This is a genomic window from Amylibacter sp. IMCC11727, from assembly GCF_029854195.1.
In the GTDB taxonomy this organism is placed as follows: domain Bacteria; phylum Pseudomonadota; class Alphaproteobacteria; order Rhodobacterales; family Rhodobacteraceae; genus Amylibacter.
In genome coordinates, this window is sequence record NZ_CP122960.1 from 3,094,366 (window position 1) to 3,119,951 (window position 25,586).

The 25,586-nt window shown below is 53.6% G+C and carries 23 protein-coding genes and 2 riboswitches; of the genes, 8 read left to right on the forward strand and 15 right to left on the reverse strand.

Annotation, left to right across the window (positions count from 1 at the left end; all coding sequences use genetic code 11):
• Window positions 1-5 precede the first annotated feature (5 nt).
• Both QBD29_RS15480 and QBD29_RS15485 read right to left on the reverse strand, forming a co-directional pair.
• Complete coding sequence (locus QBD29_RS15480) at window positions 6-794, reverse strand: ATP-binding cassette domain-containing protein (protein WP_280098983.1); 789 nt, start codon at window positions 792-794, stop codon at window positions 6-8.
• Window positions 791-1,834, reverse strand: coding sequence for an iron ABC transporter permease (locus QBD29_RS15485; RefSeq protein ID WP_280100982.1), 1,044 nt, complete (start codon window positions 1,832-1,834; stop codon window positions 791-793). Before QBD29_RS15485 ends, QBD29_RS15480 begins: the two co-directional genes overlap by 4 nt.
• 179 nt (window positions 1,835-2,013) lie before the next feature.
• Here QBD29_RS15485 and QBD29_RS15490 point away from each other — a divergent pair.
• Window positions 2,014-3,365, forward strand: a protein-coding gene (locus QBD29_RS15490; protein ID WP_280098781.1) for an IS3 family transposase whose coding sequence is annotated in 2 segments (ribosomal slippage) — window positions 2,014-2,350 and window positions 2,350-3,365 — 1,353 coding nt in all. Because the reading frame shifts where the segments join, the coding sequence is not laid out codon by codon here.
• A 4-nt stretch (window positions 3,366-3,369) separates the two neighbouring features.
• On the opposite strand, the gene QBD29_RS15495 is transcribed toward QBD29_RS15490, so the two are convergent.
• The 7 genes from QBD29_RS15495 to QBD29_RS15525 all read right to left on the reverse strand — a co-directional run bounded on the left by QBD29_RS15495 (window position 3,370) and on the right by QBD29_RS15525 (window position 9,213).
• A complete protein-coding gene (locus QBD29_RS15495; RefSeq protein WP_280098984.1) occupies window positions 3,370-3,645 on the reverse strand; it encodes a hypothetical protein in 276 nt (91 codons plus the stop codon).
• Window positions 3,646-3,656: 11 nt separating this feature from the next.
• Window positions 3,657-4,715, reverse strand: a complete 1,059-nt coding sequence (locus QBD29_RS15500; RefSeq protein ID WP_280098985.1) for a ChuX/HutX family heme-like substrate-binding protein — start codon at window positions 4,713-4,715, stop codon at window positions 3,657-3,659.
• Window positions 4,716-4,727: 12 nt separating this feature from the next.
• Window positions 4,728-6,719, reverse strand: coding sequence for a TonB-dependent receptor (locus QBD29_RS15505; RefSeq protein ID WP_280098986.1), 1,992 nt, complete (start codon window positions 6,717-6,719; stop codon window positions 4,728-4,730).
• A 108-nt stretch (window positions 6,720-6,827) separates the two neighbouring features.
• Window positions 6,828-7,763: a TonB family protein gene (locus QBD29_RS15510; RefSeq protein WP_280098987.1), complete on the reverse strand. Its 936-nt coding sequence runs from the start codon at window positions 7,761-7,763 to the stop codon at window positions 6,828-6,830.
• Window positions 7,760-8,143: a biopolymer transporter ExbD gene (locus QBD29_RS15515; protein ID WP_280098988.1), complete on the reverse strand. Its 384-nt coding sequence runs from the start codon at window positions 8,141-8,143 to the stop codon at window positions 7,760-7,762. The genes QBD29_RS15510 and QBD29_RS15515 overlap by 4 nt, the downstream gene beginning before the upstream one ends.
• Window positions 8,144-8,146: 3 nt before the next feature.
• Complete coding sequence (locus QBD29_RS15520; RefSeq protein WP_280098989.1) at window positions 8,147-8,530, reverse strand: biopolymer transporter ExbD; 384 nt, start codon at window positions 8,528-8,530, stop codon at window positions 8,147-8,149.
• Window positions 8,530-9,213 carry a MotA/TolQ/ExbB proton channel family protein gene (locus tag QBD29_RS15525; RefSeq protein ID WP_280098990.1) on the reverse strand — a complete coding sequence of 228 codons (684 nt, stop codon included), beginning with the start codon at window positions 9,211-9,213 and terminating at the stop codon, window positions 8,530-8,532. Before QBD29_RS15525 ends, QBD29_RS15520 begins: the two co-directional genes overlap by 1 nt.
• Window positions 9,214-9,666: 453 nt before the next feature.
• A riboswitch (glycine riboswitch) is annotated at window positions 9,667-9,755 on the forward strand.
• Window position 9,756: 1 nt separating this feature from the next.
• Window positions 9,757-9,844: riboswitch (glycine riboswitch) on the forward strand.
• 56 nt (window positions 9,845-9,900) lie between these two features.
• Between QBD29_RS15525 and gcvT the strand changes: the two genes are divergently transcribed.
• From gcvT to QBD29_RS15550, 5 genes are all read left to right on the forward strand, one after another.
• On the forward strand, window positions 9,901-10,974 hold the full coding sequence (gene gcvT / locus QBD29_RS15530) for a glycine cleavage system aminomethyltransferase GcvT (RefSeq protein WP_280098991.1): 1,074 nt from the start codon (window positions 9,901-9,903) through the stop codon (window positions 10,972-10,974).
• A gap of 17 nt (window positions 10,975-10,991) precedes the next feature.
• Window positions 10,992-11,351 (forward strand): glycine cleavage system protein GcvH, encoded by a 360-nt coding sequence (gene gcvH / locus QBD29_RS15535; protein WP_280098992.1) that lies wholly within the window; start codon window positions 10,992-10,994, stop codon window positions 11,349-11,351.
• Window positions 11,352-11,363: 12 nt separating this feature from the next.
• Window positions 11,364-14,207 (forward strand): aminomethyl-transferring glycine dehydrogenase, encoded by a 2,844-nt coding sequence (gcvP, locus tag QBD29_RS15540; RefSeq protein WP_280098993.1) that lies wholly within the window; start codon window positions 11,364-11,366, stop codon window positions 14,205-14,207.
• Between the two features lie 148 nt (window positions 14,208-14,355).
• Window positions 14,356-17,592, forward strand: a complete 3,237-nt coding sequence (locus QBD29_RS15545; RefSeq protein WP_280098994.1) for a PAS domain S-box protein — start codon at window positions 14,356-14,358, stop codon at window positions 17,590-17,592.
• On the forward strand, window positions 17,561-17,962 hold the full coding sequence (locus tag QBD29_RS15550; protein WP_280098995.1) for a response regulator: 402 nt from the start codon (window positions 17,561-17,563) through the stop codon (window positions 17,960-17,962). Before QBD29_RS15545 ends, QBD29_RS15550 begins: the two co-directional genes overlap by 32 nt.
• A gap of 202 nt (window positions 17,963-18,164) precedes the next feature.
• Here QBD29_RS15550 and QBD29_RS15555 read toward each other — a convergent pair whose 3' ends face one another.
• The 3 genes from QBD29_RS15555 to QBD29_RS15565 form a co-directional block, all read right to left on the reverse strand.
• Entirely contained in the window at window positions 18,165-18,539 is a 375-nt protein-coding gene (locus QBD29_RS15555; RefSeq protein ID WP_280098996.1) for a hypothetical protein, read from the reverse strand.
• 538 nt (window positions 18,540-19,077) lie between these two features.
• Window positions 19,078-19,428, reverse strand: a complete 351-nt coding sequence (locus QBD29_RS15560; protein ID WP_280098997.1) for an Hpt domain-containing protein — start codon at window positions 19,426-19,428, stop codon at window positions 19,078-19,080.
• Window position 19,429: 1 nt separating this feature from the next.
• Window positions 19,430-20,437 carry a response regulator gene (locus QBD29_RS15565; RefSeq protein WP_280098998.1) on the reverse strand — a complete coding sequence of 336 codons (1,008 nt, stop codon included), beginning with the start codon at window positions 20,435-20,437 and terminating at the stop codon, window positions 19,430-19,432.
• Between the two features lie 389 nt (window positions 20,438-20,826).
• Here QBD29_RS15565 and QBD29_RS15570 point away from each other — a divergent pair, with 389 nt between their 5' ends.
• Window positions 20,827-21,603, forward strand: coding sequence for a DeoR/GlpR family DNA-binding transcription regulator (locus QBD29_RS15570; RefSeq protein ID WP_280098999.1), 777 nt, complete (start codon window positions 20,827-20,829; stop codon window positions 21,601-21,603).
• Window positions 21,596-23,173: a glycerol-3-phosphate dehydrogenase gene (gene glpD / locus QBD29_RS15575; RefSeq protein WP_280099000.1), complete on the forward strand. Its 1,578-nt coding sequence runs from the start codon at window positions 21,596-21,598 to the stop codon at window positions 23,171-23,173. The genes QBD29_RS15570 and glpD overlap by 8 nt, the downstream gene beginning before the upstream one ends.
• On the opposite strand, the gene QBD29_RS15580 is transcribed toward glpD, so the two are convergent.
• Genes QBD29_RS15580 through QBD29_RS15590 form a run of 3 tightly spaced genes read right to left on the reverse strand, consistent with a single transcriptional unit; the run spans window position 23,166 to window position 25,480 of the window.
• Window positions 23,166-23,729 carry a TetR/AcrR family transcriptional regulator gene (locus tag QBD29_RS15580; protein ID WP_280099001.1) on the reverse strand — a complete coding sequence of 188 codons (564 nt, stop codon included), beginning with the start codon at window positions 23,727-23,729 and terminating at the stop codon, window positions 23,166-23,168. The two genes, glpD and QBD29_RS15580, sit on opposite strands and share 8 nt — an antisense overlap.
• A complete protein-coding gene (locus QBD29_RS15585; protein WP_280099002.1) occupies window positions 23,726-24,799 on the reverse strand; it encodes an FAD-dependent oxidoreductase in 1,074 nt (357 codons plus the stop codon). Before QBD29_RS15585 ends, QBD29_RS15580 begins: the two co-directional genes overlap by 4 nt.
• Window positions 24,800-24,802: 3 nt before the next feature.
• Window positions 24,803-25,480, reverse strand: a complete 678-nt coding sequence (locus QBD29_RS15590; protein WP_280099003.1) for a cupin domain-containing protein — start codon at window positions 25,478-25,480, stop codon at window positions 24,803-24,805.
• Between the last annotated feature and the right edge of the window lie 106 nt (window positions 25,481-25,586).

Sequence of the window (25,586 nt, forward strand, 5' to 3'; positions counted from 1 at the left end):
CTGGTTCACAGTCGCGCGCCTTCAAAACAGGGTCGGATAGTCAAAGGTGCCGCGCCCTGTTTTTCCACAATTATCGCCGTGCCATACACCTCTGACAGTGTTTTGCTTTGCAGCACCGCGCCAATTGTCCCTGATTGGACAACGCGCCCTTCCTTCATAAGGACAACCTGATCCGCAAAAGCCGCGGCAAGGTTCAGATCATGCAAAACCACCAATACGCCAGACCCTTGCCGCGCCTCGGCTCTTGCAGCTTTCATCACTTCGATCTGGTGCAAAATATCAAGACTGGCGGTGGGTTCGTCCAGAAACAGATGGTTGGGACCAAACAGATCACGGTTGGCGCGAAGCTGGGCCAAAACCCGTGCCAAATGCGCACGATGACGTTGCCCTCCTGACAGGGTTTCCACCATGCGATGGGCGAAGGCTCCTAACCCCAACTGAGCCAAAACCGCGCTGACCAACCCGTCTGTTTCCGCTGGCGATAGGTCCAACGGCACAGACAAACGCACCAATTCATCCACGGAAAACCTTGCGCTTAGGCTTGGGGTTTGCTCCAAAACCGCCCGCTTCTTTGCCAGCTCTTTGGCCGTCAGATCATCGCTGAACGCCGCCCCATATGTAACACGCCCTCCTGCCAATTTGGCGTCACCTGCCAAAGCAGACAGCAAGGTTGATTTCCCTGCACCATTCGGCCCACACAGCGCCACAACCGTGCCAAAGCGCACCTCCGCATCAACATTGTGCAGGATCGTTTTGCGCCCATAGGTCCGGCTGATATCGCGGCCTTGGATCATATCTTTCGCTCGCGCAGCAAAAGGAACAAAAAGAACGGTCCTCCGATCAAAGACGTGGCCAGGCCGATGGGCAATTCTTGGGGCGGTGCCACGGTGCGCACGATCAAATCCGCACCGAGCAACAGTGCCCCACCCACAAGAGCAGAGGCGGGCAACAACACCCGATGAGATGCGCCAACCAACATGCGTGCAATGTGCGGGGCGACCAATCCGATGAACCCAATGGGGCCCGCAATGGACACCCCTGCGCCAACGGCGACAGCGCAGATTGTACACACGGTAAACTTTATCTTCATCACATCCAAACCCGAATGAAACGCGGCCCGTTCCCCCAGTTGAAACAGATCAAGCGCACGGGTGAACTTGTACAGGTACAATGTGGCCGCCAACATGGCTGCAACGCTGATCAACACCGCCAGCCAGCCAGATTTCGCAAGGCTCCCCATGGACCAAAACGTCAGATCACGCAGTTGCGTGTCATCCGAAATATAGGTCAGAAACCCAATCCCAGCCCCTGCAATCGAATTGATGGCGACGCCCACCAGAATCAACCGCCCCACGGACATCTCGCCATTCTTTTGACTGAGCCCAAGGATCAGCCCTGTCACCAATAAAGCACCCAGAAAGGCGGCAATGGGCAAAACATAAGGACGCACAGGTGGGGGGATGTCGCCGATAAACAGATCGCCCAACACAATGACCACAACCACCGCAGCCGATGCTCCGCCTGAAATGCCGATCAAACCTGGGTCCGCCAAAGGGTTGCGCAAGAGACCTTGCAAAACTGCGCCGCACATCGCCAAGGACAGCCCGATACCAAGCCCCAAAACCATCCGAGGCGTGCGGATTTGCGTGATGATAGCCGTCGGCATCGGGTCCGCATTTCCTGTCATCGCTCGGGCGATATCACCCAAAGTCAACCGAACAGGGCCAAAAGCAATCTCGGCCAATGCGACACTGACAAGGAGAGCCAGCAATACGGCGAATTTCAAATGTACGCCAGAAATTGCACCACGATGCGCCACGGCGGGTTCGACCACAGCCAAGGGTCACGACCCGTCGCCGTGCAGATGCCCCATGAGCGTTTCAACGGCTTCTGCGGTGCGCGGACCAAAGCCGAGCAACAGCATACCATGTCTGACGTCAGGGCCTTTGGGACAGATTTGAGGAATTGAACAACGGAGGATTTCTGGTTCATCGTAACCTTCATGGAGTGAAGATGAACAAGAAATCCGGAAGCAGCAAAGCGTCTGCAGATAAATTGGTAAAGAACATCCGCCGCAAGACACGTCAAACCTATTCGGCGGAGGAGAAGATCCGCATTGTGCTGGCAGGGATGCGTGGAGAAGAAAGCATCTCAGCGTTGTGCCGTCGGGAGGGCATCGCGGAGAGCCTGTATTACAGCTGGTCGAAAGAATTCCTTGAAGCAGGCAAACGCCGTCTATCTGGCGATACGGCGCGTCAGGCCACATCCCCTGAAGTGAAAGAACTACGCTCAGAAGCTATGGCCTTGAAGGAATGCGTGGCCGATCTGACGCTTGAGAACCGGCTTCTCAAAAAAAGCATGACAGGGGCTGGGGAGTTCGAGGAATGAGATACCCTGCGTCTGAGAAGCTGGAGGTCATCCGCACCGTCGAGGGATCACATCTGCCAACCAAGCAGACCCTCGACATGCTGGGCATTCCACGCACCACATTCTATCGCTGGTATGATTTATATCTCGAAGGCGGGTTTGACCGGCTGGCTGACAAATCGCCATGCCCTAAATCCGTTTGGAACCGCATCCCCGATGATCGTCGTGACGACCTGATCGCGTTTGCGCTGGAACACGAGGCGCTGAGCACGCGCGAGCTGGCAGTCAAATACACCGATGAAAAGCGGTATTTTGTCTCAGAATCATCAGCTTATCGCATTCTCAAGGAAGCCGACCTGATCACAGCACCAGACTACGTGGTGATCAAAGCAGCCAACGAGTTCACGGATAAAACCACCGCCATCAATCAGATGTGGCAGACAGACTTCACCTACTTCAAAATCATTGGTTGGGGGTGGTATTATCTGTCTACGATCTTGGATGATTACAGCCGCTACATCATCTCATGGAAACTGTGTACAACCATGCGGGCCAGTGATGTGACCGAGACGATTGAGCGCGCTCTGACAGCATCAGGCTGTGACCAAGCGGTTGTTCGGCACAAACCACGCCTGCTCAGCGATAACGGATCGTGTTACATATCTGGCGACCTGGCCGAATGGCTGGAAGGGCAAAATATGGATCATGTCCGTGGTGCTCCGTTCCATCCACAGACCCAAGGCAAAATCGAACGATGGCATCAAACGATGAAGAACCGAGTGCTGTTAGAAAACTACTATCTGCCCGGCGATCTCGAGCGCCAGATCGAGGCCTTCGTCGACTATTACAATAACCGACGATACCACGAGAGCCTGAACAACGTCACACCCGCCGATGTCTACTTCGGCCGCGACAAAGCCATTCTGAGAGAAAGGAAGAGGATCAAGAAACAGACAATCAAACAACGTCGCTTGCAACATCAGAAACAAGCAGCATAATCAATCACACTAACGAGCCAGAGCCTCCAATGCTCAAGCCGCTCTGATGTCCCACTTTATATGACAACGGACACTCTGCGGATAACGCCCGAACATAGCCAATCTGCGCCTTGTCTTTTACATTTGGCGGATAGGTGGATGTGCTGTCGGCGGCCACAACCTGATCCCCAGCACCCAGCGCATAGACGATTTCGGTCAAATCCCCACCCGCGACCGCGATCCGTTCAAAGGGGTCTGCTTGCGCGATGCTCGCAACGCTTAACAAGCCAATCGTCAACAAACTGCGCCCCATCATGACAGAGTACCCAATCCGTTCAGGATTTCTCGCCACGGGTCCAATTCAGCGTTCCCTTCACCACGTTCGCCAAACATCATGCAAAAATTATTGGCCTCTGCGTCGAATGCTTCCAGTGATGTAACAATCCCGTCCTTTGACGGTTTGCGCACAACCCACGCATGGGCGACCTTATCTTGACGCAAGTGCATGTGGAATTTTTCATCCAAAACGTTGATCCAAGGCCCCATCGCTTTGATGTTTTTGACTTCGCCCGTGTGAATCTGAATGCAGCCCTTGTTGCCGATAAAGACCATGATCGGCACCTGCGTTTCCGCTGCTTTTTCCAGCGCCCATGTGATGCCCTCTGTCGGCACCTCATAGCACATGTCCTCACCAATCAGGCGAAACGCCTGCATACGCCCTACCTTGTGGGTGTTCAGCAATCCAATAAACTGATGCACATCTGTCATCTGCTCCCAATCAGCCCGCATTTGCACCACGTCAATTTCGCTGTCAGGGCGATCAAGCTCGGGTGTTGGGGGTGATTTGGGATCTACTTTGGCTGGGTCCAGATCAATCCAATCCGCCACCAACGTGTCAAATCCCGCACGGTCGGTCTGCTCTGTGGGATAAATTTTATGAACCGCCACACCAAATTTATCAAAGAACTGCAAAGACACGCGCAGCCCAGAAGCAACCTCTTCTTCGATCACAAACCCTGTCACCCAACGCTGCATGAAAATTCGCAAATCAATCGTGCGGTTCAACACCAACCCCATGATTCTGCCAATTTTCACATTATCAAATTCGCCATACCGTTCATGCACGGCGTGTTCATTTCGGGTCAGGCACATGACCTCGCCCAAGCCCACCAACCCTTCGAGCAATTCAGCAAAGCCGCGCGTCTCATCTCGACGCAACCGCTTCGCTACGCCCGATAGTTGTTTCGCTTCAACCAGCTCGGCTTCTGAAACGCCCAGTTCTCTGGCCGCTTCAACCGCGCGCAAAGAGCCTTTTTCTTTGGTAAGGGCCTGATAGCGCTCGAAGGTGTCTGTGACTGCATGATCCAGCATAAAAGGCTCCGTTTAGAATGTTTTTGCGAGGGAGAGTTTTACGTTTCGTCCCTTGGCAGCAGTGGAAAGATAAGTGGCTGGTTGGTAGGTTTTGTCGAAGACGTTATCGATTCCGAAACGAACCTCGACCCCTTCCAATACGCCCTGACTTGGCCGATAGGTGGCGTAAATATTGTGGACGTTGTATCCGCTGAACGCGCCCCGAGCTTGGGTTCGGTCCGCAGCAAACACACTGTTGATGCCCATTTTCAGATCAGGCGTGAATTGATAGCCAAGCCCCAACTTTAACGAGTTGTTCGCAATGGTATCGAGCTTTGCACCGCCCGGACCTTCGCCGTCAATCAGTGTGATACCAGCAGAAGCGCTAAAGCGTCCTGATGCGTAGCGCCCTTCAATTTCCAGACCCTTAATCTTGGCAAAGTCGATGTTCTGGAACTGTGCCGTGGCCGCATTGCGGATGATTTTATTGTCGATATCACTGTAAAAAGCGGTGGCCTTGAAATCCAATTCATCGTCCGACGAAAACACACCTTGGCCCGAATACGACACGCCAATTTCATAGTTCATGCCTTTTTCTGATTGCAGGTCTAAATTGAATCCCGCGCCCCGAAAGTTATCGAAAATCTCGTCATCTGTGGGCAAACGATTGACCCGCGCAATGGACCCAAACACGTTCCAATTATCGTTCAGCTTATAGATCGCAGAAACTTGCGGCTCGATGGCCGTCTCTGAAATATTGGCAGGATTGCCCGCAACACTGTCTTTGGGATCAATGGTCTGACGATCAATGCGCAGACCCGTGTTGACGGTCAGGCGATCATTAAACGTCAGCTCGCTCAGGGCGTAAATCTCAAATGTTTTTGTGATGGCCTCTGCATGTGACAACGACAAAGGCAAAGATGTGCGATCCCGATAAGACGCCGCCACACCAAATGTTAGATAATGCTCAACAGAATCCGTGGATAAGTCAGCGGTGTTTTCCACTTTTGCTTTCCACAGCTCGTAAGAGCGCTCACCCAGCAACGATGCAAAAACTTGATTGGCTGGATCGGTCCCTTGCTGCACGTCACGGCTCGAATTGGTGTAAGACAGTGAAGCGGTCAAATCCCAAAAACGGCTGTCTTCAGGGGCAAAGTTATACTCCAGTTTGGCCACTTGGGATTCATTGACGATATTCCCAAAACCCCAGCTAAAGAACGGGGATTGGCAGCAGCCATCAATCTGGTTGAAGTCCTGATTTTTGCCGTCAGAATACAAATGCTGATAAGAAAAACTGAACGTATTCGCGCCCTCAGAATAGTTCACCTTCCCTAAAAAGTTGTACATATCGGCGTTGGTGCGGATCAACTCATTCCCATCACCATCTTCGCTGATTCCCACATCGGAATAGGAAAACGCCAGCAAGGCATCAAATTTATTGTCAGGGGCAAAGGCCAGAATTGTCGTGCTCTGAAACTTGTCTTCATTCGTTTCAAAGGTCAGCTTTTGGCGAACAGAAAACGTGTCCCCGTCTTTCAAGAAATCCGTCGCGTCTTTGGTTTCGAACAGGATCACACCGCCCAAAGCACCAGACCCATACAACGTAGAACTGCCAGGCCCCCGCAGAACCTCAACCCGTTTCAACAATTCAGGTTCCAGAAAGATCGACCCTTGGCGATAGCTTTCGAAATACACCTCCTCACCATCCACAAGGGTGTGGATCGAGCTTTCAGCCGCATCCAAGCCCGCACCCACACCGCGAATGTTAAAAGATTGCCCAAGCGGGCTGCTGGACCCAACGCCCGAAACCCCAGGCACCGTATCAAGGATATCACCCACATTGGCCGCTTGCACTTCGTCGAGCTTTTCTTGGTTCACAACCGTAACAGATTGCGGCACATCTGATGCCACGCGATCTTGACCAGCATTAACAACAATTGGGTCCACTTCGGTGGCGTCTTGTGCATGGGCCGCTTGTGCGCAAATCGCAGCAACTGCAGCCAACACGAATTTGTTGGAGTTCATGTCCTGATCCCTTTGAGGTTTTGGCTTTCACTTCCAAACAAGAGAGTCAGGTGGCTACTTTGTGCCTTCTTATCGATTTACTGACTATTTTTGTCAAGTTTAATTTGATTACGGATTAAAGATCATTGGAATGCGAAACGTGTGTTTTCGAACAGCCACACCCTTGACAGCTTTGGGCATACGTCCTGCCGCATTCACGGCGCGCAGCGCGGCCGTATCCGCCTTTTTATTGCCCGATGATTTGGACAATCGATAGCTCAGAACTTGGCCATTGGCTGCCACTGTCACTGCAACTGTGACACGCGCACGCCGTTTTAGGCCCCGCACAGATTTCTTGCGCCGTTCAATGTTGCGCCGAATTTGCGCCCCCCAAACATCCATCGCCTTGGCGGCTGATTTCGCACTGCCCGATTTGACTTTGGCCTTACCAACAGACCCCGCACTGGTCTGCCCACCCTGCCCTGCGGCTTTTTGTTTGCGCTGCGCTGCCCGCGCAGGTTTCGCTTTTTTGGGTTTCGATACGGTCTGTTTTTTCGGGGCTTTGGGCTTCGGTTTTTCAACCTTCTTGGGCTTGCTTGCGTCTTTCGTTTTTTGAACCCGTTCAATCGTTTTAGGGCGCGACTTTGGCTTAATCTTTAGAATGGTCGCAGGTTCGCGATCCACCTGCCGCTTTTGTGCTGGCTCTGTTGCCGCCTGTGGCACCGCGATCTCTGACATCAGCGAAGGCGTTGTTAATTCCGTTGGCTGAACCGATGGCACACGGGTTGGTTCTGGCAAAATCATCTGCGCCGGCTCGAATAACGTGGGCTCTTCAACGCTGGGCGCAACTTCGGACAAAACGGTCGTGTCCTGTGAAACATCAGGCTCTGTCGTCCAATCCTCGACCAATTGTTCCATCTGCGCTGTTGACGCCTGCAAAAACATCAAAAACGCACCCTCATCCCCCGCAGATTGCGCACCTTTGTCTGGGCTCACAGCAAAACCAGCCGCATGCACACCAAGCGCGATCAGCGCAAACACCGTTATTTCGGCATAGACCCTCATTTCTGCGCCGCAACGATTTCGACCGAAACGGCACCCGTGCGCGCAACGCGGCTTAACACTTTGGACAAATCGCGCGCTGGCAAATCCGCATCCACGCGCAGCTTAACAGGGACTTTCCCTTCAACGCGGCCCGCCAAACGTTGCCATGCCGTTTCATTAGCAAAGTCTTCAAACTGAACCGCGCCATCTTTTGACACGTAAACCAACAGTTCGGCCGCAGGCTCTGACACGGTCTCTGCATCTGGAACCGACACGTCAAAAGGTTCAGGCGGTGTAATCTGCGAGGTCATCAGAAAAAAGATCAACAGCAAGAACACCACATTGATCATCGGCACGATGGACTCTTCTGCTTTGCGTTTCACAGGGTGAGAGAAATCCATCAATCAATCCACCAGCACAACGGTTTCAAAACCAGCCGCCTGAAGATGCGCCAGCACATCGATAATATTTTGTGTACTTGCCGCCCCTTGGCCCCGCAAAATTATGGTGTCTTTGGGACTTTCGGTCAGCACCCCAATCTCTGTGCTCAACGCGCCCAGTTCCAGTGCGACCCCATTCAACGACAGCCCATTTTCCGTGACCGTCACAAGGCGGGGCGGACCTGTGTATTCTCGTGCCGTGCTGGACCCAGCCAGCGGTAAGCGGATTACTTGGTCCAAACCAAACTGCGACGCCAACATAAAGAAAACCAATAAAAGAAACACCACATCAATCATGGGCGTTAGGCTTGGCTTGCGCCGTTTGTGTGGTGCTGCGGCAAATTGCATTACTCTGCCGCCAGTGGCATTGCGGCCGCGGTGGACTTGGACTCGGCCACGAACACGCGCGCTGCAATGTCTTCAAAATCTTGGCGAATGCGATCCACGACACTTTCAAACCACGTCAACGCAAAGGAAGCAGGGATCGCCACGGCCATGCCCGCCGCCGTCGTTAACAAAGCCTCCCAAATTCCGCCTGCAAGGATTGCAGGATCGGCGCGGCTGCCGCTGTCTTGCAAAGCTTGAAAGGCCGCGATCATCCCCAGCACAGTGCCGAGCAACCCCAACAACGGCGCGATGGTAGAGATCAATTCCAGAATGCGCAGACCAGCCGAGGCCGCATTCAAATGAGTCTTTGCAATGCGTGTTGTCTCTTCGCGGGCGTCATGCAGCGGAAGGGTTTCACGGGCGGTCAGCGCGGCGTTTAGAAATCGACTGCGCACACCCCGCTTTTGACGGATCATCCTTTGCGCCTGTTGCGTGTTTCCCGCTTCCAAAACGGGCAAAGCCTGGGCCACGCGCCGCCCGCCCCACGCCCCAATTACAACCAACCGCCACAGCTTCCACAGCACCACAGTCAGGCCCAAAACGGACAATGCCGCGATTGCCCATATCGACGGACCACCGTCTTTTAAGAACACGCCACTGGCGTTCAAAAGCGAATTGATCTGCTGGGGAAAAGTTTCAAACATGGCCGCCACTTGGTGTTAGGGATATCTTGCTGGCGTGTGACGGCTTGCTTTGCAGGCTTCTACATAAATCCGACAAAAAATGTCAAGATTAAATTCCAATAGATAAAAACCCAACGACTTGTTCGCACCCGCTCGAAAACGCGCACCGCAAACGCCACCAAAGGCGATTCTGATTCTCCCCGCATTTTACGAAGCATTGGAGGACCAAACTGCGGAACGCACGTTTTCAATGACCCACTTGCAAGACGCCGCCCTACCCTATGACACCCCATTCTGGCAGCCCCGCAGCGGTCGTATTTCTGATCAGGTTCCAGTTGAAAAAGCAGCCTTTTCCTGATCCAACTCCGCCCCATTTCGCGCGGCTTTCCACGCTTCATTTTCGCTTCATGCAAAAAACACTTGGTGTCTTTTTGTAAATTGCGTATACCACGGTATGCTGTCTGACCAATGTCAGAACTGTTCGCGGGAGAGTGCAGCGCCCATCGCTGCCGCCGAAGGTGAAATACCCGAAATCTCTCAGGCAAAAGGACCGCGAACTGTAAGCACTCTGGAAAGTCGGGCCGCGCCCGCGCCGAAGGTGTTAAGGTTTCCTCTATTTGGAAACCGAGTCTCTCAGGCCAAAGACAGAGGGGATCAACGTTGCACATTTTGTGCGGCCGAACCCGATGTCTAAAGGCAGGACCCGAGATGAACCGAACGCCCCTTTATCAAACCCACGTCGATGCTGGTGCCAAAATGGGCGTTTATGCCGGTTTTGAAATGCCGCTGTTTTATTCGCTTGGCGTAAAACAAGAACACCTGCACACGCGCGAAAACGCGGGCCTCTTTGATATTTCGCACATGCAGCACATTGAAATTTCTGGCCCAGAAGCCGCCACGTTCATTTCAAAACTCTGCCCATATGACGCCGCATCCCAATCCGTGGGTGACGGCAAATACACCTTCTTTCTGAACGAAACCGCTGGCATCATTGACGACTTGATCGTCACACGTTTGGCCGATGACCGCTATCTGATCGTCGCCAATGCAGGCTGCGCGGACAAAGACCTTGCACATGTTCAATCCCACGCCGCTGGATTTGACGTCACGGTATCTCCAATCGAACGCGGCTTCCTCGCACTCCAAGGCCCTAAGGCCGAAGCGGTTTTAACCGACCTTGGTTTCGAAGTGGCGGACATGGCCTTTATGACAGGAAAGGAACCACAGGAACACTGGTTCGTATCCCGCTCTGGCTATACAGGGGAAGACGGATTTGAAATCGGGATGCCTGTTGATGAACTGGCCGCCATTTCTGCCAAGCTGGTCGACCACGCCGATGTCGAATGGATCGGCCTCGCCGCGCGGGATTCTCTGCGGCTCGAAGCGGGCCTCTCGCTTTACGGCCAAGACCTGTCCGAAGACATCACCCCCCACGAGGCTGGCCTGATTTGGGCCATTGCCAAAGACCACCGTTCAGGCGGCGAATTTATCGGCGCAGATGCGCTTGCTACGAAAATCGCAGAAGGCCGCAAACGCATGCGCGTGGGCCTGCTGGCCGATGGACGCCCTGTGCGCGGCGACACGGAATTAGTGAACGAAAACGGCGATGTCATTGGCGTTGTCACCTCTGGCGGGTTTGGCCCAACAATTGATGGCCCCATGGCGCTCGGCCTTGTGAATGTGGCTGACGCCGACGCCCCAATTTTCGCGAACATGCGGGGTAAACATGTTCCGATGACCCGCGCCAAACCCCCTTTTGCCCCCCATAATTACAAACGTTAAAACAAGGAGAAACCAAAATGAAATACACAGAAGAGCACGAATGGCTGCGCGCCGAAGGTGACGTTTATGTTGTTGGCATCACCCAACACGCCACCGAACAACTGGGCGATCTGGTGTTTGTCGAACTGCCCGAAGTGGGCGACGAAGTTTCCCAAGGGGACGAAATCGTTGTGATCGAAAGCGTCAAAGCCGCTTCCGACATCGTGGCCCCCGTCGACGGCGAAATCACCGCCATCAACGAAGCTTTGGTCGCAAACCCAGAATTGGCCAACTCTGACGCCTTGGGCGAAGGTTGGTTCTTCAAAATCAAAGCCTCCGACCCGTCTCAGCTCGACGCCTTCTTGGACGAAGCTGGCTACAAATCCTTCATCTCTTAAGGAATCCATGACATGACCTTCACCCCCACAGATTATTTGCCGTACGACTTTGCCAACCGTCGCCACATCGGGCCAAGCCCGAGCGAGATGGAAGAGATGCTCCAACGTGTGGGGGCGAAGGATCTTGATGCCCTAATCGACGACACATTACCGCAAAAAATCCGTCAGAAAGACCCGCTCGATTTCGGCAAAGCCAAATCTGAACGCGAATTGCTGCATCACATGCGCGTCACAGCGTCAAAAAATAAAGTGCTGACCTCGCTGATTGGTCAGGGCTATCACGGGACGGTCACGCCCCCCGCGATCCAGCGCAATATTTTGGAAAACCCCGCGTGGTACACGGCCTATACGCCCTATCAACCTGAAATCAGCCAAGGCCGCCTAGAGGCTTTGTTGAACTTTCAAACCATGGTCTCTGATCTGACAGGTTTGGAAATCGCCAACGCATCCTTGCTTGATGAATCTACCGCCTGTGCCGAAGCCATGACCATGGCCCAACGCGTTGGCAAATCAAAAGCGACAGCATTTTTTGTGGACGAAAACTGTCACCCGCAAAACATTTCAGTGATAAAAACACGCGCTCAACCGCTCGACATCGACGTGATCGTCGGCAACCCCGATGATCTGGATGCCACCGCCGTATTCGGCGCAATCTTCCAATTCCCTGGCACACACGGCCATCTACGCGATTTCACCGCTGAAATCGAAAAGCTGCATGAAAACAAAGCTATCGGCATTATTTCCGCCGATCCCCTATCCCTGACTCTTTTGAAAGAACCGGGCGCAATGGGCGCAGATATCGCTGTTGGCACCACCCAACGGTTTGGTGTTCCAATCGGCTATGGTGGCCCGCACGCCGCCTATATGGCTACCAAAGCAAGCTACGCACGCAACATGCCAGGCCGCATCGTTGGCGTGTCTATCGACAGCCACGGCAACCGTGCCTATCGCCTGTCCTTGCAAACCCGCGAACAACACATCCGCCGTGAAAAAGCCACGTCAAACGTGTGTACAGCACAGGCATTGCTGGCTGTAATGGCGGGTTTTTACGCGGTGTTCCACGGCCCTGATGGTCTGCGTGCGATTGCACAACGTATCCACCGCAAAACCGTCCGCTTGGCCAAAGGATTGCAAAACGCAGGCTTCACCATCGAACCAGAAGCCTTCTTTGACACCATCACCGTCGACGTTGGCCCTTTGCAATCCGCCGTGATGAAATCAGCGGTGGATGAAGGGATTAACCTGCGGGCCGTTGGCACAACCAAAGTGGGCATTACGCTCGATGAACGCACGCGTCAGGCCACCATCGTCAAGGTGTGGCGGGCTTTCGGGATTGTGGATCGAAAGCCAGACCTGTCTGCCGAATACCGTATGCCAGATGATCTGATCCGCACATCGGATTTCCTGACGCATCCCGTGTTCCACATGAACCGCGCAGAAACCGAAATGATGCGCTATATGCGCCGTTTGGCGGATCGTGACCTCGCCCTTGATCGCGCGATGATCCCGCTTGGCTCTTGCACGATGAAGCTGAATTCCGCCGCAGAAATGATGCCCGTCAGCTGGCGCGAATTTTCTCTTTTACACCCATTCTGCCCCGAAGATCAGGCCGAAGGGTACAGCGAAATGATCGCCGATCTGTCGGCCAAACTCTGCGATGTCACTGGCTATGATGCGATTTCCATGCAGCCAAACTCTGGCGCACAAGGGGAATATGCGGGGCTGTTGTCCATCGCAGGCTACCACCGCGCCAATGGTCAAGGTCATCGCAACATCTGCCTCATCCCGATGAGCGCCCATGGCACCAATCCTGCCTCTGCGCAAATGGTCGGCTGGAAAGTTGTCCCCGTGAAATCCGCCGAAAACGGCGATATTGATCTGGAAGATTTCAAAGCCAAAGTTGATCTGCACAAAGACAACCTTGCAGGCTGTATGATTACCTATCCTTCCACCCATGGCGTGTTCGAGGAAACCGTCATCGACGTGTGCAAGATCACCCATGATGCAGGTGGCCAAGTGTATATCGACGGTGCGAACATGAACGCCATGGTCGGGCTCAGCCGTCCGGGGGATTTGGGCGGTGACGTGTCCCACCTAAACTTGCACAAAACCTTTTGCATTCCACACGGCGGCGGTGGCCCCGGCATGGGCCCAATCGGTGTAAAGGACCACCTCATCCCACACCTACCAGGGGATCCAAACGGCGGCGAAGGCGCGGTCAGCGCTGCTGCATTCGGCTCCCCATCCTTGCTGCCAATCTCTTGGGCCTATTGCCTGATGATGGGCGGAGAGGGCCTAACCCAAGCAACCCGCGTGGCCATCCTAAACGCCAACTACATCGCCAAACGATTAGAAGGCGCATTTGATGTGCTTTACAAAGGCCCAACAGGCCGTGTTGCACATGAATGTATCATCGACACACGCCCGTTCGCCGACAGCGCAAACGTCAGCGTTGATGACATCGCCAAACGGCTTAGCGATTGTGGGTTCCACGCGCCAACCATGTCTTGGCCCGTATCAGGCACGTTGATGATCGAACCAACCGAATCCGAAAACAAAGCCGAGCTGGATCGTTTCTGCGATGCGATGCTCGGCATCCGCGAAGAAATTCGCGCCATCGAAGAGGGCAAAATGGATGCGGAAAACAACCCGTTGAAAAACGCACCTCACACGATGGAAGATTTGGTCAAAGACTGGGATCGCCCCTATTCACGCGAAACCGGCTGCTTCCCTCAGGGCGCATTCCGCGTGGACAAATACTGGCCCCCTGTGAACCGCGTGGACAACGTGTGGGGGGATCGAAACCTCACTTGCACCTGTCCTCCCATGGAAGACTACGCCGAAGCGGCAGAATAAAGACACGAAAAGGGCGGTCCGTTGGATCGCCCTTTTTACTTTTGCACATCACAGCTCAGCCGCCACAGACTCGCCTCAAGCAATTCATCTATACCTAGTATTCTACCTGTGTTAGAACGGTTGAAAAATCTATAGGTGGTATGCGGGCATGATCTTTCAACTCACCAGTTTACTATGGAGCAAATCCACCCGAACGCGGCGTATTTTTCAATCTCTGCCCATTCCCCTTTTGACACTTGCCCCCCGAACGGCACAGTCGCAAACCACCACCCCTCAAGACACCCCACGCAACATTTTTGATGTTTTCCACACGGTCCTGATCGGTCAAAACTGGACACTTGGTGATCTGCTGCTCATCCTCTTCTTCGTCCTTTTGTCCCTGCTTACCATCGTTGTGCTGCGAAACAGCACTCTTTTGAAACGCCGCGCGGCCGTGATCGAAGAACAATCCGCAGAATTGCAGTTTCAAAAACGCGCGCTTGACCAACACGCAGTGGTCAGCCTGATCGACGCAAACGGGATTTTTGAATACGTCAACGATAACTTCCTCGACGTCACAGGATATGAACGATCCGAAGTGATCGGCCAATCTGGCTATCTTTTGTGGCCAGAGTCCGAAGGGCGTGCAGAATACGACTCCTTGCTGGAAACCGTCTATGCGGGCCAAGTTTGGTCTGGCGAAGTGCCCGCATTGAAAAAGGACGGAACCGCCTTTTGGTCACAAGCCACCGTCGTGCCTTATATGGACAGTAAGGGCAATTTTATACGCTCGGCCACGGTGCGCACGGATATCACCGCGAACAAACGACTCGAGGCAGAACGCCAACTATCCAACTCCTTTGATGCGCTTGGGGATACGGTGGTCATGCTCTGGCCTGACTCGTTGGAATTTCTTTACCTCAACACCGCCGCCCTCAAACGGTTTGGCTGGGAAACCAATCGCGGCCACGGAAAAACCTTTGTGGATATCACCCCTGGTTTTGACGAAGCACGCTTTCGACGCCGCGTTGAAATGGCCAAAACCGCACCCAACAAACAGGTCGATTTCGAAGTTCGCATGTCGGAAACCCGCATCGATCACGTCACGCTGAATTACCTAACCCCTGCGGGCGAAGAACCCCGCGTCATCATTGTGATGCGCGACATCACCGAACAGGTAAACAGCCGCAACGAAATCCTTGATCTGCGCGCAGCTCTTGATCTGGCCGATTTTGAAGTGTTCATCATCGAACCCGAAACCCTGCAGTACACCTATCTGAACAAATCCGCACTTCAGACGGTGGGCTGGGCCGAGGACGAATACAAATCCCGCACCCCTGCTGACGACGATGATAAGTTCGACGAAACCGTATTCCGTGGCCGCGTCGCACCGCTGGTGTCGGGGGAAACCAAAGTTGTCACCTTTGAGCGCCCCTCATTGCACGGGCGCCCCACCGAGGTCTCTATCCAGTATTTGGAACTTCACGATCAGGGCAAACGCTTTGTCGTCGTGGTTCGCGACATTTCGGAACGCAAAAACAGCGAACGGGAAATCCGTCGTTTCAAACACGCTTTGGATCACAGCTCAGATTCCATCCATATGTTCTGGCCCGACACTCAACAGTTTTTCTATGGCAACGAATTGGCCCGAAAACGCACAGGGGCCACGGTGGAAGAATTTGCAAAAATGACCCCAATGGACACCAACCCGAACCTCACCAAAGACGTTCTGGTGAAGCGCCTGAACGACATTGTCGCCAGCGACAGCAAATACATGGTTTATGAATCCGTGGCCAAAACCGAAACCGGCGCCTTGGCCCCTGTTGAGGTCAACTTGCAATACATCGCCCCCAAAGGGGCGCGGCCCTATTTCCTCGCCAACATCCGCGATTTGACCGAGGCGAAAAAGGCCGAAAAAGCGAAAACCGAATTTGTTTCCACGGTCAGTCACGAATTGCGCACCCCGCTCACCTCTATCAAAGGGTCCCTTGGCCTCGTCAAAGCAGGCGCACTCGGCCCATTGACCGACAAACAAACCTCCATGATCGAAATCGCTTACAACAATTGCGAACGCCTGGTTCTTTTGATCAACGACATTCTCGACCTCGAAAAAATCGAAGCAGGCAAAATGGACTATCAAATGCGCGAGGTCGAAGCCGTGCCACTGCTGGCAGAATGCGTGGCTTCCATGCAAAGCTATGCGGATCAGTTCGATGTCACCATCGAAAACCACACCTTGTTACAAAGCGCGACGATCAACGTAGACGAAAATCGCCTTGTTCAGGTGATGACAAACCTCATGTCCAACGCGATCAAATTCAGCGATCCAAACGAAAAAGTGCGCGTCATCGCCGAAGATCACCAAGGGACTCTGCGCATTACGATTTCGGACAATGGCAGCGGCATTCCTGACGATGCTAAACCCACCATTTTTGACAAATTCACCCAAGCGGATTCCTCGGATGTGCGCCGCACAGGGGGAACAGGACTTGGCCTTAGCATCACCAAAAACATGGTCGAACATATGCAAGGCAGCATCCATTTCACCAGCACCCAAGGTGTTGGCACAGATTTCTGGGTGGAATTCCCGCTCATCTCGGCCACGCCCTTAATCGACCATGATCCAAGCCAGATGCCCAAACGGGTTTTGGTCGTCGAAGACGATCTCGACTATGCCAAGGTTATCAAAAAGCAGCTTCAAGAAAGCGGATTTCATGTCACCATCAGCAGAAACGCCGCCGAAACCCTGGACTTGGTCAAGACCTATGATTTTGATGCAGTGACACTGGATCTTGGGCTGCCCGACGCAGATGGCATGACCCTTTTGTCAGAAATTGACAGCCTCAAATCCACCCCAACCCTGCCTGTGGTGGTCATTACGGGCGCATCACAAGACGAAGAAACCGCACTGCCAGACACGCTTGCAGGTGTGTTTTACAAACCACCAAATCATCAGGAACTTGTGCAGCTCCTTCGGTCTTTGGGGCAAAATTCACCCAATAAACTGCCCGCGGTTTTGCACGTCGAAGACGACATCAGCACCCGCGAAGTATTGCGCGAAGTGATTGGCGATTTGGCGAAAGTGAATTCCGTTGCCACCTTGGCACAGGCTAAAAAAGCCATCAAAAACCAGACCTTTGATCTGGTGATCCTTGATATCGAACTGCCTGACGGCAGCGGCCTTGATGTGCTGCCTTCCTTACACGATGCGTTCGATCCGAACGTGCCCGTCATCATTTTTTCCGCGAATGAACCTTCCGCATATGATCAAGGTGCCATAACGTCGGTGATATTAAAGTCGCAAAAAACAAACGAGGAGATCTTGGAAGAGATCAAAAACGTATTGCAGCGTAAAAGGGGTAGCGCGAGAAACAATGACAAAACTGCAAAGAATTCTTCACGTTGAAGACGATCAAGACATTCGCGAAATCGCCAAACTGTCCCTTGAAACGCTTGGAAACTTTGATCTATTGCAATGCGCATCAGGGCCAGAAGCGCTTGAACGCGCGCCAGATTTCACCCCCCAGCTGTTGTTGCTTGATGTCATGATGCCAACCATGAGCGGCGAAGAAACCCTCGCCGCATTGCGCCAACTCGACGGTGTGTCATCCTGCCCCGCAATCTTTGTCACCGCTAAGGCGCAAGAAGATGAAATTGCCAATCTCATCGCCGCAAACAATGCCGATGGCGTTATCGTCAAACCCTTCGATCCGATGACCCTGCCTGATCAAATCACCGCACTATGGACCGCCGCACTGAGCCGACGGGCGGATTGACCCTAGGTGCGGAACGTCGAACACTTTTGACTCGATGGCGCGGATTTTCTGAATCCGACCAGTCATCCGCGTCAGGCAATAATGACCCAAAGGTCACGCATTTCTGACCCAGACCGAGCCTCGATCCCAACCTCTGCCAAGGTTAGCAGTGGGGACGGAGCGTGCTTTCGCCGCGGTTGTTCCAATGGCAGTTTGCAGTGGGTCATGCGCCCTTATACGCAGGAAACCCTGCTTGTTCTAAACGCCTTCGAATTCGTCCTGTGTTTTTGCTTGTCTCTATCGCTCGTTCGATTGCAGTCGCCGATCCTTGGAGAACGATGGTGATCATTGCGTTACATTCCTTGTCAGTCGCGCCAACATCGCCTCGCGTCAAGCGTGGCTGAAGCATCTCGTGCAACAAAAATTCTAACGCCATACGTCTGTAACGGTTTTCCTTCAGAATTAAAAAATCTTGCTGAGAGATCACGAAATCATAGCTTTTTGAGGCAAAGCCGCTATCCACAGGAATGGAGATATGTAGGCGCTCACCATTTTTAAAAACGCTTAGCTCCCAACCCTTTCCGAGAAACTTTTCCAAATTCTATAAACCTATGTAGTAATCCACCAAGTAGTACCGTTCTTTTGTAGGCAGCCTTTGACCAAGGCCACGGATGATACTTAGAGATTATTCCTTGTAAAACTTTGGCTAAGGTATTGCCAGCATTGTGAAGAGTCCAGCGGTCCCAAATCCACGACACATGGACCATGACAGACGTTCGCGCGCGCCGCAGCATCTGTCGAAGTGGGCTCAAAGCAGACACTTTGCATTGCGTCATGAATTGAGACGGGGCCTTTGGACCCACCGCTTTTGCTTCTTGATCCAGCGGTATTTGAGCAAGCCAAACACCTCAGGCAGTCAGGGTAAGGCCATTGCCTCGCCCTTCCCGCGTTCGCCACTTGGCAGATTTTCTGGAACAGGTAGCTTCGCTGGTTGAACCGGCAAATCAACCCTGATTTTCCAAAAGGAAGTCAGACGAAACGAAAAAAATGAGGGGAAAAGAAGTGGTGTTGAGCCATTATATGATGCGAAAGTCAATTTCGTCTGACGTTCAACAATAGGCCCTAGACCGCAGCGATTAGCGGTGCGCATATCGGGCCACAATCATATCTGCTGCATTCAAAAAATCGATCACGGCACGGTTCAATGTATCTGTGTAAACCGCACCGCAATCGTTTACGGCGGTTTCTAAATCCGCCGCGTTCCGCCCCAACGCCTCGAACCCGAGCGTTGCCGCCGAACCAAGTGTTTTATGGGCCACATATTTGATCTGCTCACTGGCTGTATTGGACAAAGGCGCCCCAACAGGCACGTCAGTGAACGCTTCCAATCGATCCACACGACGATCCAACGCATCTACAAAATTGTCCCGAATGCCTGCCAATCCAGCGGCCATTTTTTCTTCGATATCTAAAATGGCAGATTGCATTTTACAGGGCCGCAGATTGCATAATCTGGCTTGTGACTTTCTTTACACGATCCGCGATGGTTGCTTTGGCAGGTCCGCGCTCTGCCGCTGATCCTTCGACCAGATCAATGGCGCGCCACATCGCATCAAGCGGCTCTGCCGCACCGAACAACCCACTTTGCACAGGGCCACCGACGGCCATTGAAATTGGAACAGCTTCGCCATTGGTTAGCGGCGCAATCAGTCCGGCCAAATCCGCATCAATTTCTGCCTGAACATCCGTGACGGAACGGTTCTTTTCGAACTTGGTTATGGCCACATAAACTCCGTTACCACGATACGTGATAAAGGTTTCCGTGGTTTTCAGTGCATCGGCAATCACATCTCCGACGTCCAAAATGGTTCCGACAAACTCATCTGGGCTGGCATTATCATGCAGATCCTTAACGTTGGAAAACCGAAACGCGAAAAACGCGCTGCCAAACATGCCACTGCGACCAAGCTGCAGAATATAGTTTTCAAACGCCAACTTTTGCAGCGCACCGCGCACACCTGACAGGTAAATATCCTCTCGCAGATCAACTTTGCGCGCAAAAGTGTCATGGGTTTTCAACGCATCAATGGTTTGCTGTTTTTCGGCCACCTTGGCTTTCTGCTCCACCAACTGCGCCGCCAGTTTCAACCGTGTGAACAATTCCAGCACGTCAAACGGTTTGGTAACATAATCCGTTGCCCCTGCTCCAAATGCGCGGTCAATGTAGTCCTTTTCAGACATCGCCGTTAGCATAATTATCGGGCTGTCCGCATGATGGGGTTGGCTTTTAATCTTCGAACACAGCTCGATCCCATCCATTTCTGGCATTTGAATGTCCAACAAGAAACAGTCAAATGGCTGTGCCGCGTCGCGCATACACGCCAAAGCCTCATGCCCAGAAGACGCAGTGACCACATCCGTGTACCCAGCGGCTTCAAATGCCTCTCGCAATAATTCGCAGATAATTGCGTCGTCATCTACAGCAAGAATTCTCATGATCGTACCTCACTCAGCGGTATGTCCGCCCTTGTTCTATTCGCTCTTTGCCTAATCATTCAGAACCAATTCGCTCCGACTTTACACGTTTAGGTTTATTTTTGAATTGCGGCGAGAATGCGGCAGGTGGAGACAGCAGCGCCATTTATCTACTAAAACGTGCAAAATCCAAAATATGAGGCAAATAAACAACAAGAATTTGATATGATAAATAAATCCTCCCGTTCTGCACCAGAAAACACGCCACAACCATTAGGTGCATCATCCCACTCCGAGCCTTAGGGAAAGAAGTTTAATCAGCGGTTAAATCACGCAAACTTAACTGGACAAATTCTAACGATAATGATCAAACGAACAAAATGTATACTCAAATGAACATCGCGAGTCCCATGCCTCTTACCCCACGCCAAGATCTCATTCTTAAAACGCTGCGCCGTGACGGTCGCGTGGGTGTGGATGAACTTGCAGAACAGATGGCTGTCGCCACGCAAACCATTCGCCGTGATCTGTCCGTTTTGTGTGAAGCTGGTTTGGCCACGCGCACCCATGGCGGCGCGAAGCTGATGCAATCTGGAACCGCCATTGCCTATGAAAACCGCCGCCTTCAGCATACAGCGGCAAAACAAGCCATCGCAAAAACCGCTGCGGGCCTGATCCAAAACAATACCTCTCTGGCCCTGAACATTGGCACCACAACCGAACAAGTGGCCGAACACCTGCGCCTGCACTCAGGGCTGACGGTGATCACCAACAACACAAATATCGTTCCCATTTTACGCCGCACCGATCTGACCTCGCTCGTTCTGATTGGCGGAGAAATCCGCTTGTCTGACGGCGCAGTGGTGGGCGGCGATGCGCTCGACACGATTGCCAAATACAAAGTGGACACAGCCATCATCGGTGCCTCCAGCCTTGATCCAGATGGCGCGGTGCTTGATTTCGACCAACGCGAAGTGATGGTGGCCCGCGCCCTGCTGAACGCAGCCCGTCAAAAAATCCTCGTAGCAGACGTTTCAAAATTCGACGCCACCGCCCCACACAAGATTTGCACAGCTACCGATCTTGACGTGATCATCCTAAACGCCCCGCCCCCTGCGCCATTTGCAGCGCGGATTGAAAACAGCCAAACCAAACTTATCATCGCGGATGACCCAAACCATGACTGACGCAAACACCACCGTGGATCTCTTCATCATTGGGGGCGGCATCAACGGGTGCGGCATTGCTCGCGATGCCGTGGGGCGCGGCTATTCCGTTAAACTTGCAGAAATGAACGACCTTGGCTCCGCCACATCTTCTGCTTCGACCAAACTGTTTCACGGCGGCCTGCGCTACCTTGAGTTTTTCGAATTCCGCTTGGTGCGCGAGGCTTTGATCGAACGCGAAACGCTGCTACGCGCCATGCCGCACATGTCTTGGCCCATGCGCTTTGTGCTGCCCTATCATGACGATATGCGCTTCGAAAGCGATACACCCGCATCACGCCTGCTGTCTTTCTTTATGCCATGGATGAGGGGCCGCCGCCCTGCGTGGATGATCCGATTGGCGCTGTTCCTTTATGACAATTTGGGCGGGCGCAAAATCCTGCCTAGAACCCGAACGCTCAACCTGAAAACCGCTGCCGAAGGCATGCCCCTCGATCCAAAATTCGAAACCGCTTTTGAATACTCCGATTGCTGGGTCGAAGATGCCCGCCTTGTGGTTCTGAACGCCCGCGATGCCGCTCATCGGGGCGCACAGATCATGGTGCAGACCAAAGTGGTCAGTACCGCCTACAAAGACGGTCTTTGGCACATCACCACCCAAAATGCAGCTGGGGATGAAACAACCCACACGGCCAAAATGATCGTTAACGCCGCTGGCCCATGGGTCGAAGACGTTATTCATAAAACCATGCGGCTCAAAACCAACGAAGGCGTTCGCCTTGTGCGTGGTAGCCACATCGTCACCAAACAGCTCTATAACCACGACAAATGCTATTTCTTTCAGGGCGAAGACGGTCGCATCATTTTCACCATTCCCTATGAGGATGATTTCACCCTAATCGGCACCACCGATGCAGATCACACAGACGCCAGCACCCCACCTGAATGCACACCTGCTGAAACGGATTACCTCGTCAATTTTGCCAACAAATACCTCAAACAAAACATTTCCGCTGACGATGTTGTGTGGACGTATTCTGGCGTGCGCCCGCTCTATGATGACGGTGCAGATTCCGCCACGGCGGCCACACGCGAGTATGTATTACGGGTCAACACTTCGCTCGGCGGCCCCGTGCTGAACGTGTTCGGCGGCAAAATCACCACCTATCGACGCTTGGCAGAATCCGCGCTGGAAAAAATCAACGAAACGCTGGGCCAATCCCCCACCATCTGGACCGCAGGCGTCCCGATGCCAGGAGGCGATTTCCCCGTTTCAGGGGTGAACGATTTGCGGGCAGACCTCGCCAAACATATGCCTTTCCTACCAGCCCAAACCATCAACCGATTGATCCGCCAATACGGAACCGAAGCCAAAAGTATTTTCGCAAGCATCACATCAGCAGACGATCTTGGCCCCGACCTCGGCGCACATGTTTACCCAGTGGAACTGGATTGGGCCATTGCAAACGAATGGGTGCGAACCGGCGATGATTTCCTATGGCGGCGCTCAAAACTTGGCCTGCGGGTCACGGCCGAACAATCGGCGACCATCGACGCCTACATTCAAAACGCCTGCGCGCGCCTTAACTAAGCCGATCCTGCAACAACGATGTTGCCGCGCGAAACACTGCAATTTCCCCGCTAACACGCGCCGCCAATTGCGCCCCTTCCAACAGGGGCAGCATTGCCGCCGCTTCCTTTGCCGCATCCACAACACCCGCAATCGAGCCGTCCTGTTGCCCCTGCGCAAACACGCCGCCAATCCATTCCATCATGGCCGCACGAAACTGCGCCATCTGGTCGAGCGTTTCTGCACACAAGCTGTCTCGACTATTGGACAATGCCACACACAAACACAGGCAGGTCCCGTTCTCCAACGCCGACTCGTACTGCGAGATCAAAGCGCGCAAGCGCCCCGCGCCTGTTTCCTCGGCGCTCTCAATTTGCGCACACACGCCAACAAATGTTTCGCGATACCGCCGCATCATGGCCACGCTTAACGATGCCTTGCTGGGGAAATGATAATGGATACTGGCTTTGCGGATGCCCACATCCTGCGCCAGATCGGCATAGCTGAAACCGTCAAACCCAAACCGTCGGGCCGCGCGCTCCGCTGAATCGAGCAATGCTGTTTTTGTATCGCTCATGGCACCTGCTCCTTTGCTTGGTCCACCGATCGAAATGCCTGCTCTGCGGCTTCCAGCGCCCCTTCCAGATATCCTCCGAAATCCCGCGCCACCTCGGTGCCTCCGAACACCAATCGCCCACCCCAAAGATCGGCCAGCGCCACTGGCATTCCATACCTTGGATGCGCATACAGGGGGGCCTGATCTGCCTCCACCGCCGTGCGCGGATCACAAGCCCAGTCCTTAATCTCCAACTTTGTCGGCGTCGTTGCGTTCTCTCCAAACAGGCGAGCCAATTGCGCGATGACTTGCTTGCGCAACACATCTTGATCGTGCCGCGCCTTTGGTGGCACACCGATAAACCCAAACAGCGCGCCTGTGGCGACTGAAACAGGTGACGCATCGTGAATTTCCACCATCGGCCCATATCGGCTCATGGCATCCCCAGACAATCCGCCTTCGCGCCAAAACGGACGATCATAAACCGCCACCGCCTTGGCCTGCCCTGCCATCCACGTTGGCACCGCCATCATCGCTTGCATCGCATCCGCTGGTAAAACGGGATCAAACGCGATCATCGCCGCCACGCGCGGCGGCAGCGCCAAAACAACCTGTTTCGCTGTGATCTTTGCCCCTCCGACAAAGGTTGCCTCAATCCCATCAGTGGCCCTGCGCACCTGCGATACGGCCTGCCCGAGCCGCACTGCACCCTTTGGTAAACCACGTGAAAACGCCTCCACCAAAGCCCGCATGCCACCGTCCAGCCGATGTGACCCTGCCATTGACGCATATCCTTGCCCACGATGGACCGCACCGCGTTCATCTTCAAAGCTCAGTTCACCTTCGGCGTATTGATCGAACACTTGCACCCCGAACCGCGCAACCGCTGTCGCCATACGCGGCTGCCCGTCCCAAAACCACGCGGGCCCCAGATCAAAATGATCAGCACCCACACGCATCGTTTTGATCCGTCCGCCTAAGCGATCCCGCGCCTCGACCAAGATGAAATCGCGTCCTGCCTGCGCCAAAGCATCCGCCAGCGCACAGCCCGCCAAGCCACCGCCAATAATCAGGATATCTGTCTGCTCCACGGGTTAAACCGCTGGTGGTTTCGCATGGGGGATATGACGCAACTTCATCCAAACCCGCGCCCCTTTTGCCCCCGCCGTGGCCCGTAACAAACCACCCTCTGGCACACGCAACCAACCCTCAGTGCCAAGGGTGTCACCGCTCTCTTCAAAGCCACCGTCCAGCACCAGAAATTCACCGCCTTCTGGCAGATCAAGCATCACATCCGCGCCCGCATCCCAAATCTCGGTCCGCACCGTTTCACGCGCGTCTTGAAACAACGGCATCACCGACACGCCTGCGCGATCCGCATCACGCACCGCTTCCATCTTATTCATGTCAATCTTCACCTGCGTGCGATCCTCTAAATCAAACTGCCACAGCTTCACAAAAATCACGCACCCTGGCGCCGATCCAGGTGTATGGGCCGAAGTGGGCGGATTGCGAATGTAAGAGCCCGCAGGAAAATCCCCATGTTCATCTGAAAACACACCCTCCAGCACGATGAATTCTTCACCCCCTGTATGCGTATGCTCAGAAAACGCACTGCCAGCCGCATATCGCACAATTGTCGTGGCCCGCGCCACCTCGCCGCCGATACGATCAAGCATCCGCCGATCAACGCCTGGCATTGGGGATTTCACCCAGTCCACTTGATCCGAATGAACCACCACGCGTTTGCTAAAATCTGCATTCAAATCCATGACTGTGATCCCTTTGTATCCACTATTTGAATTTTACCTACCAACTAGTAGATAAACAATCAAGACCAGATCCCCCTTTGCGCTCCACCCGCGCTGTGCAAAGTGT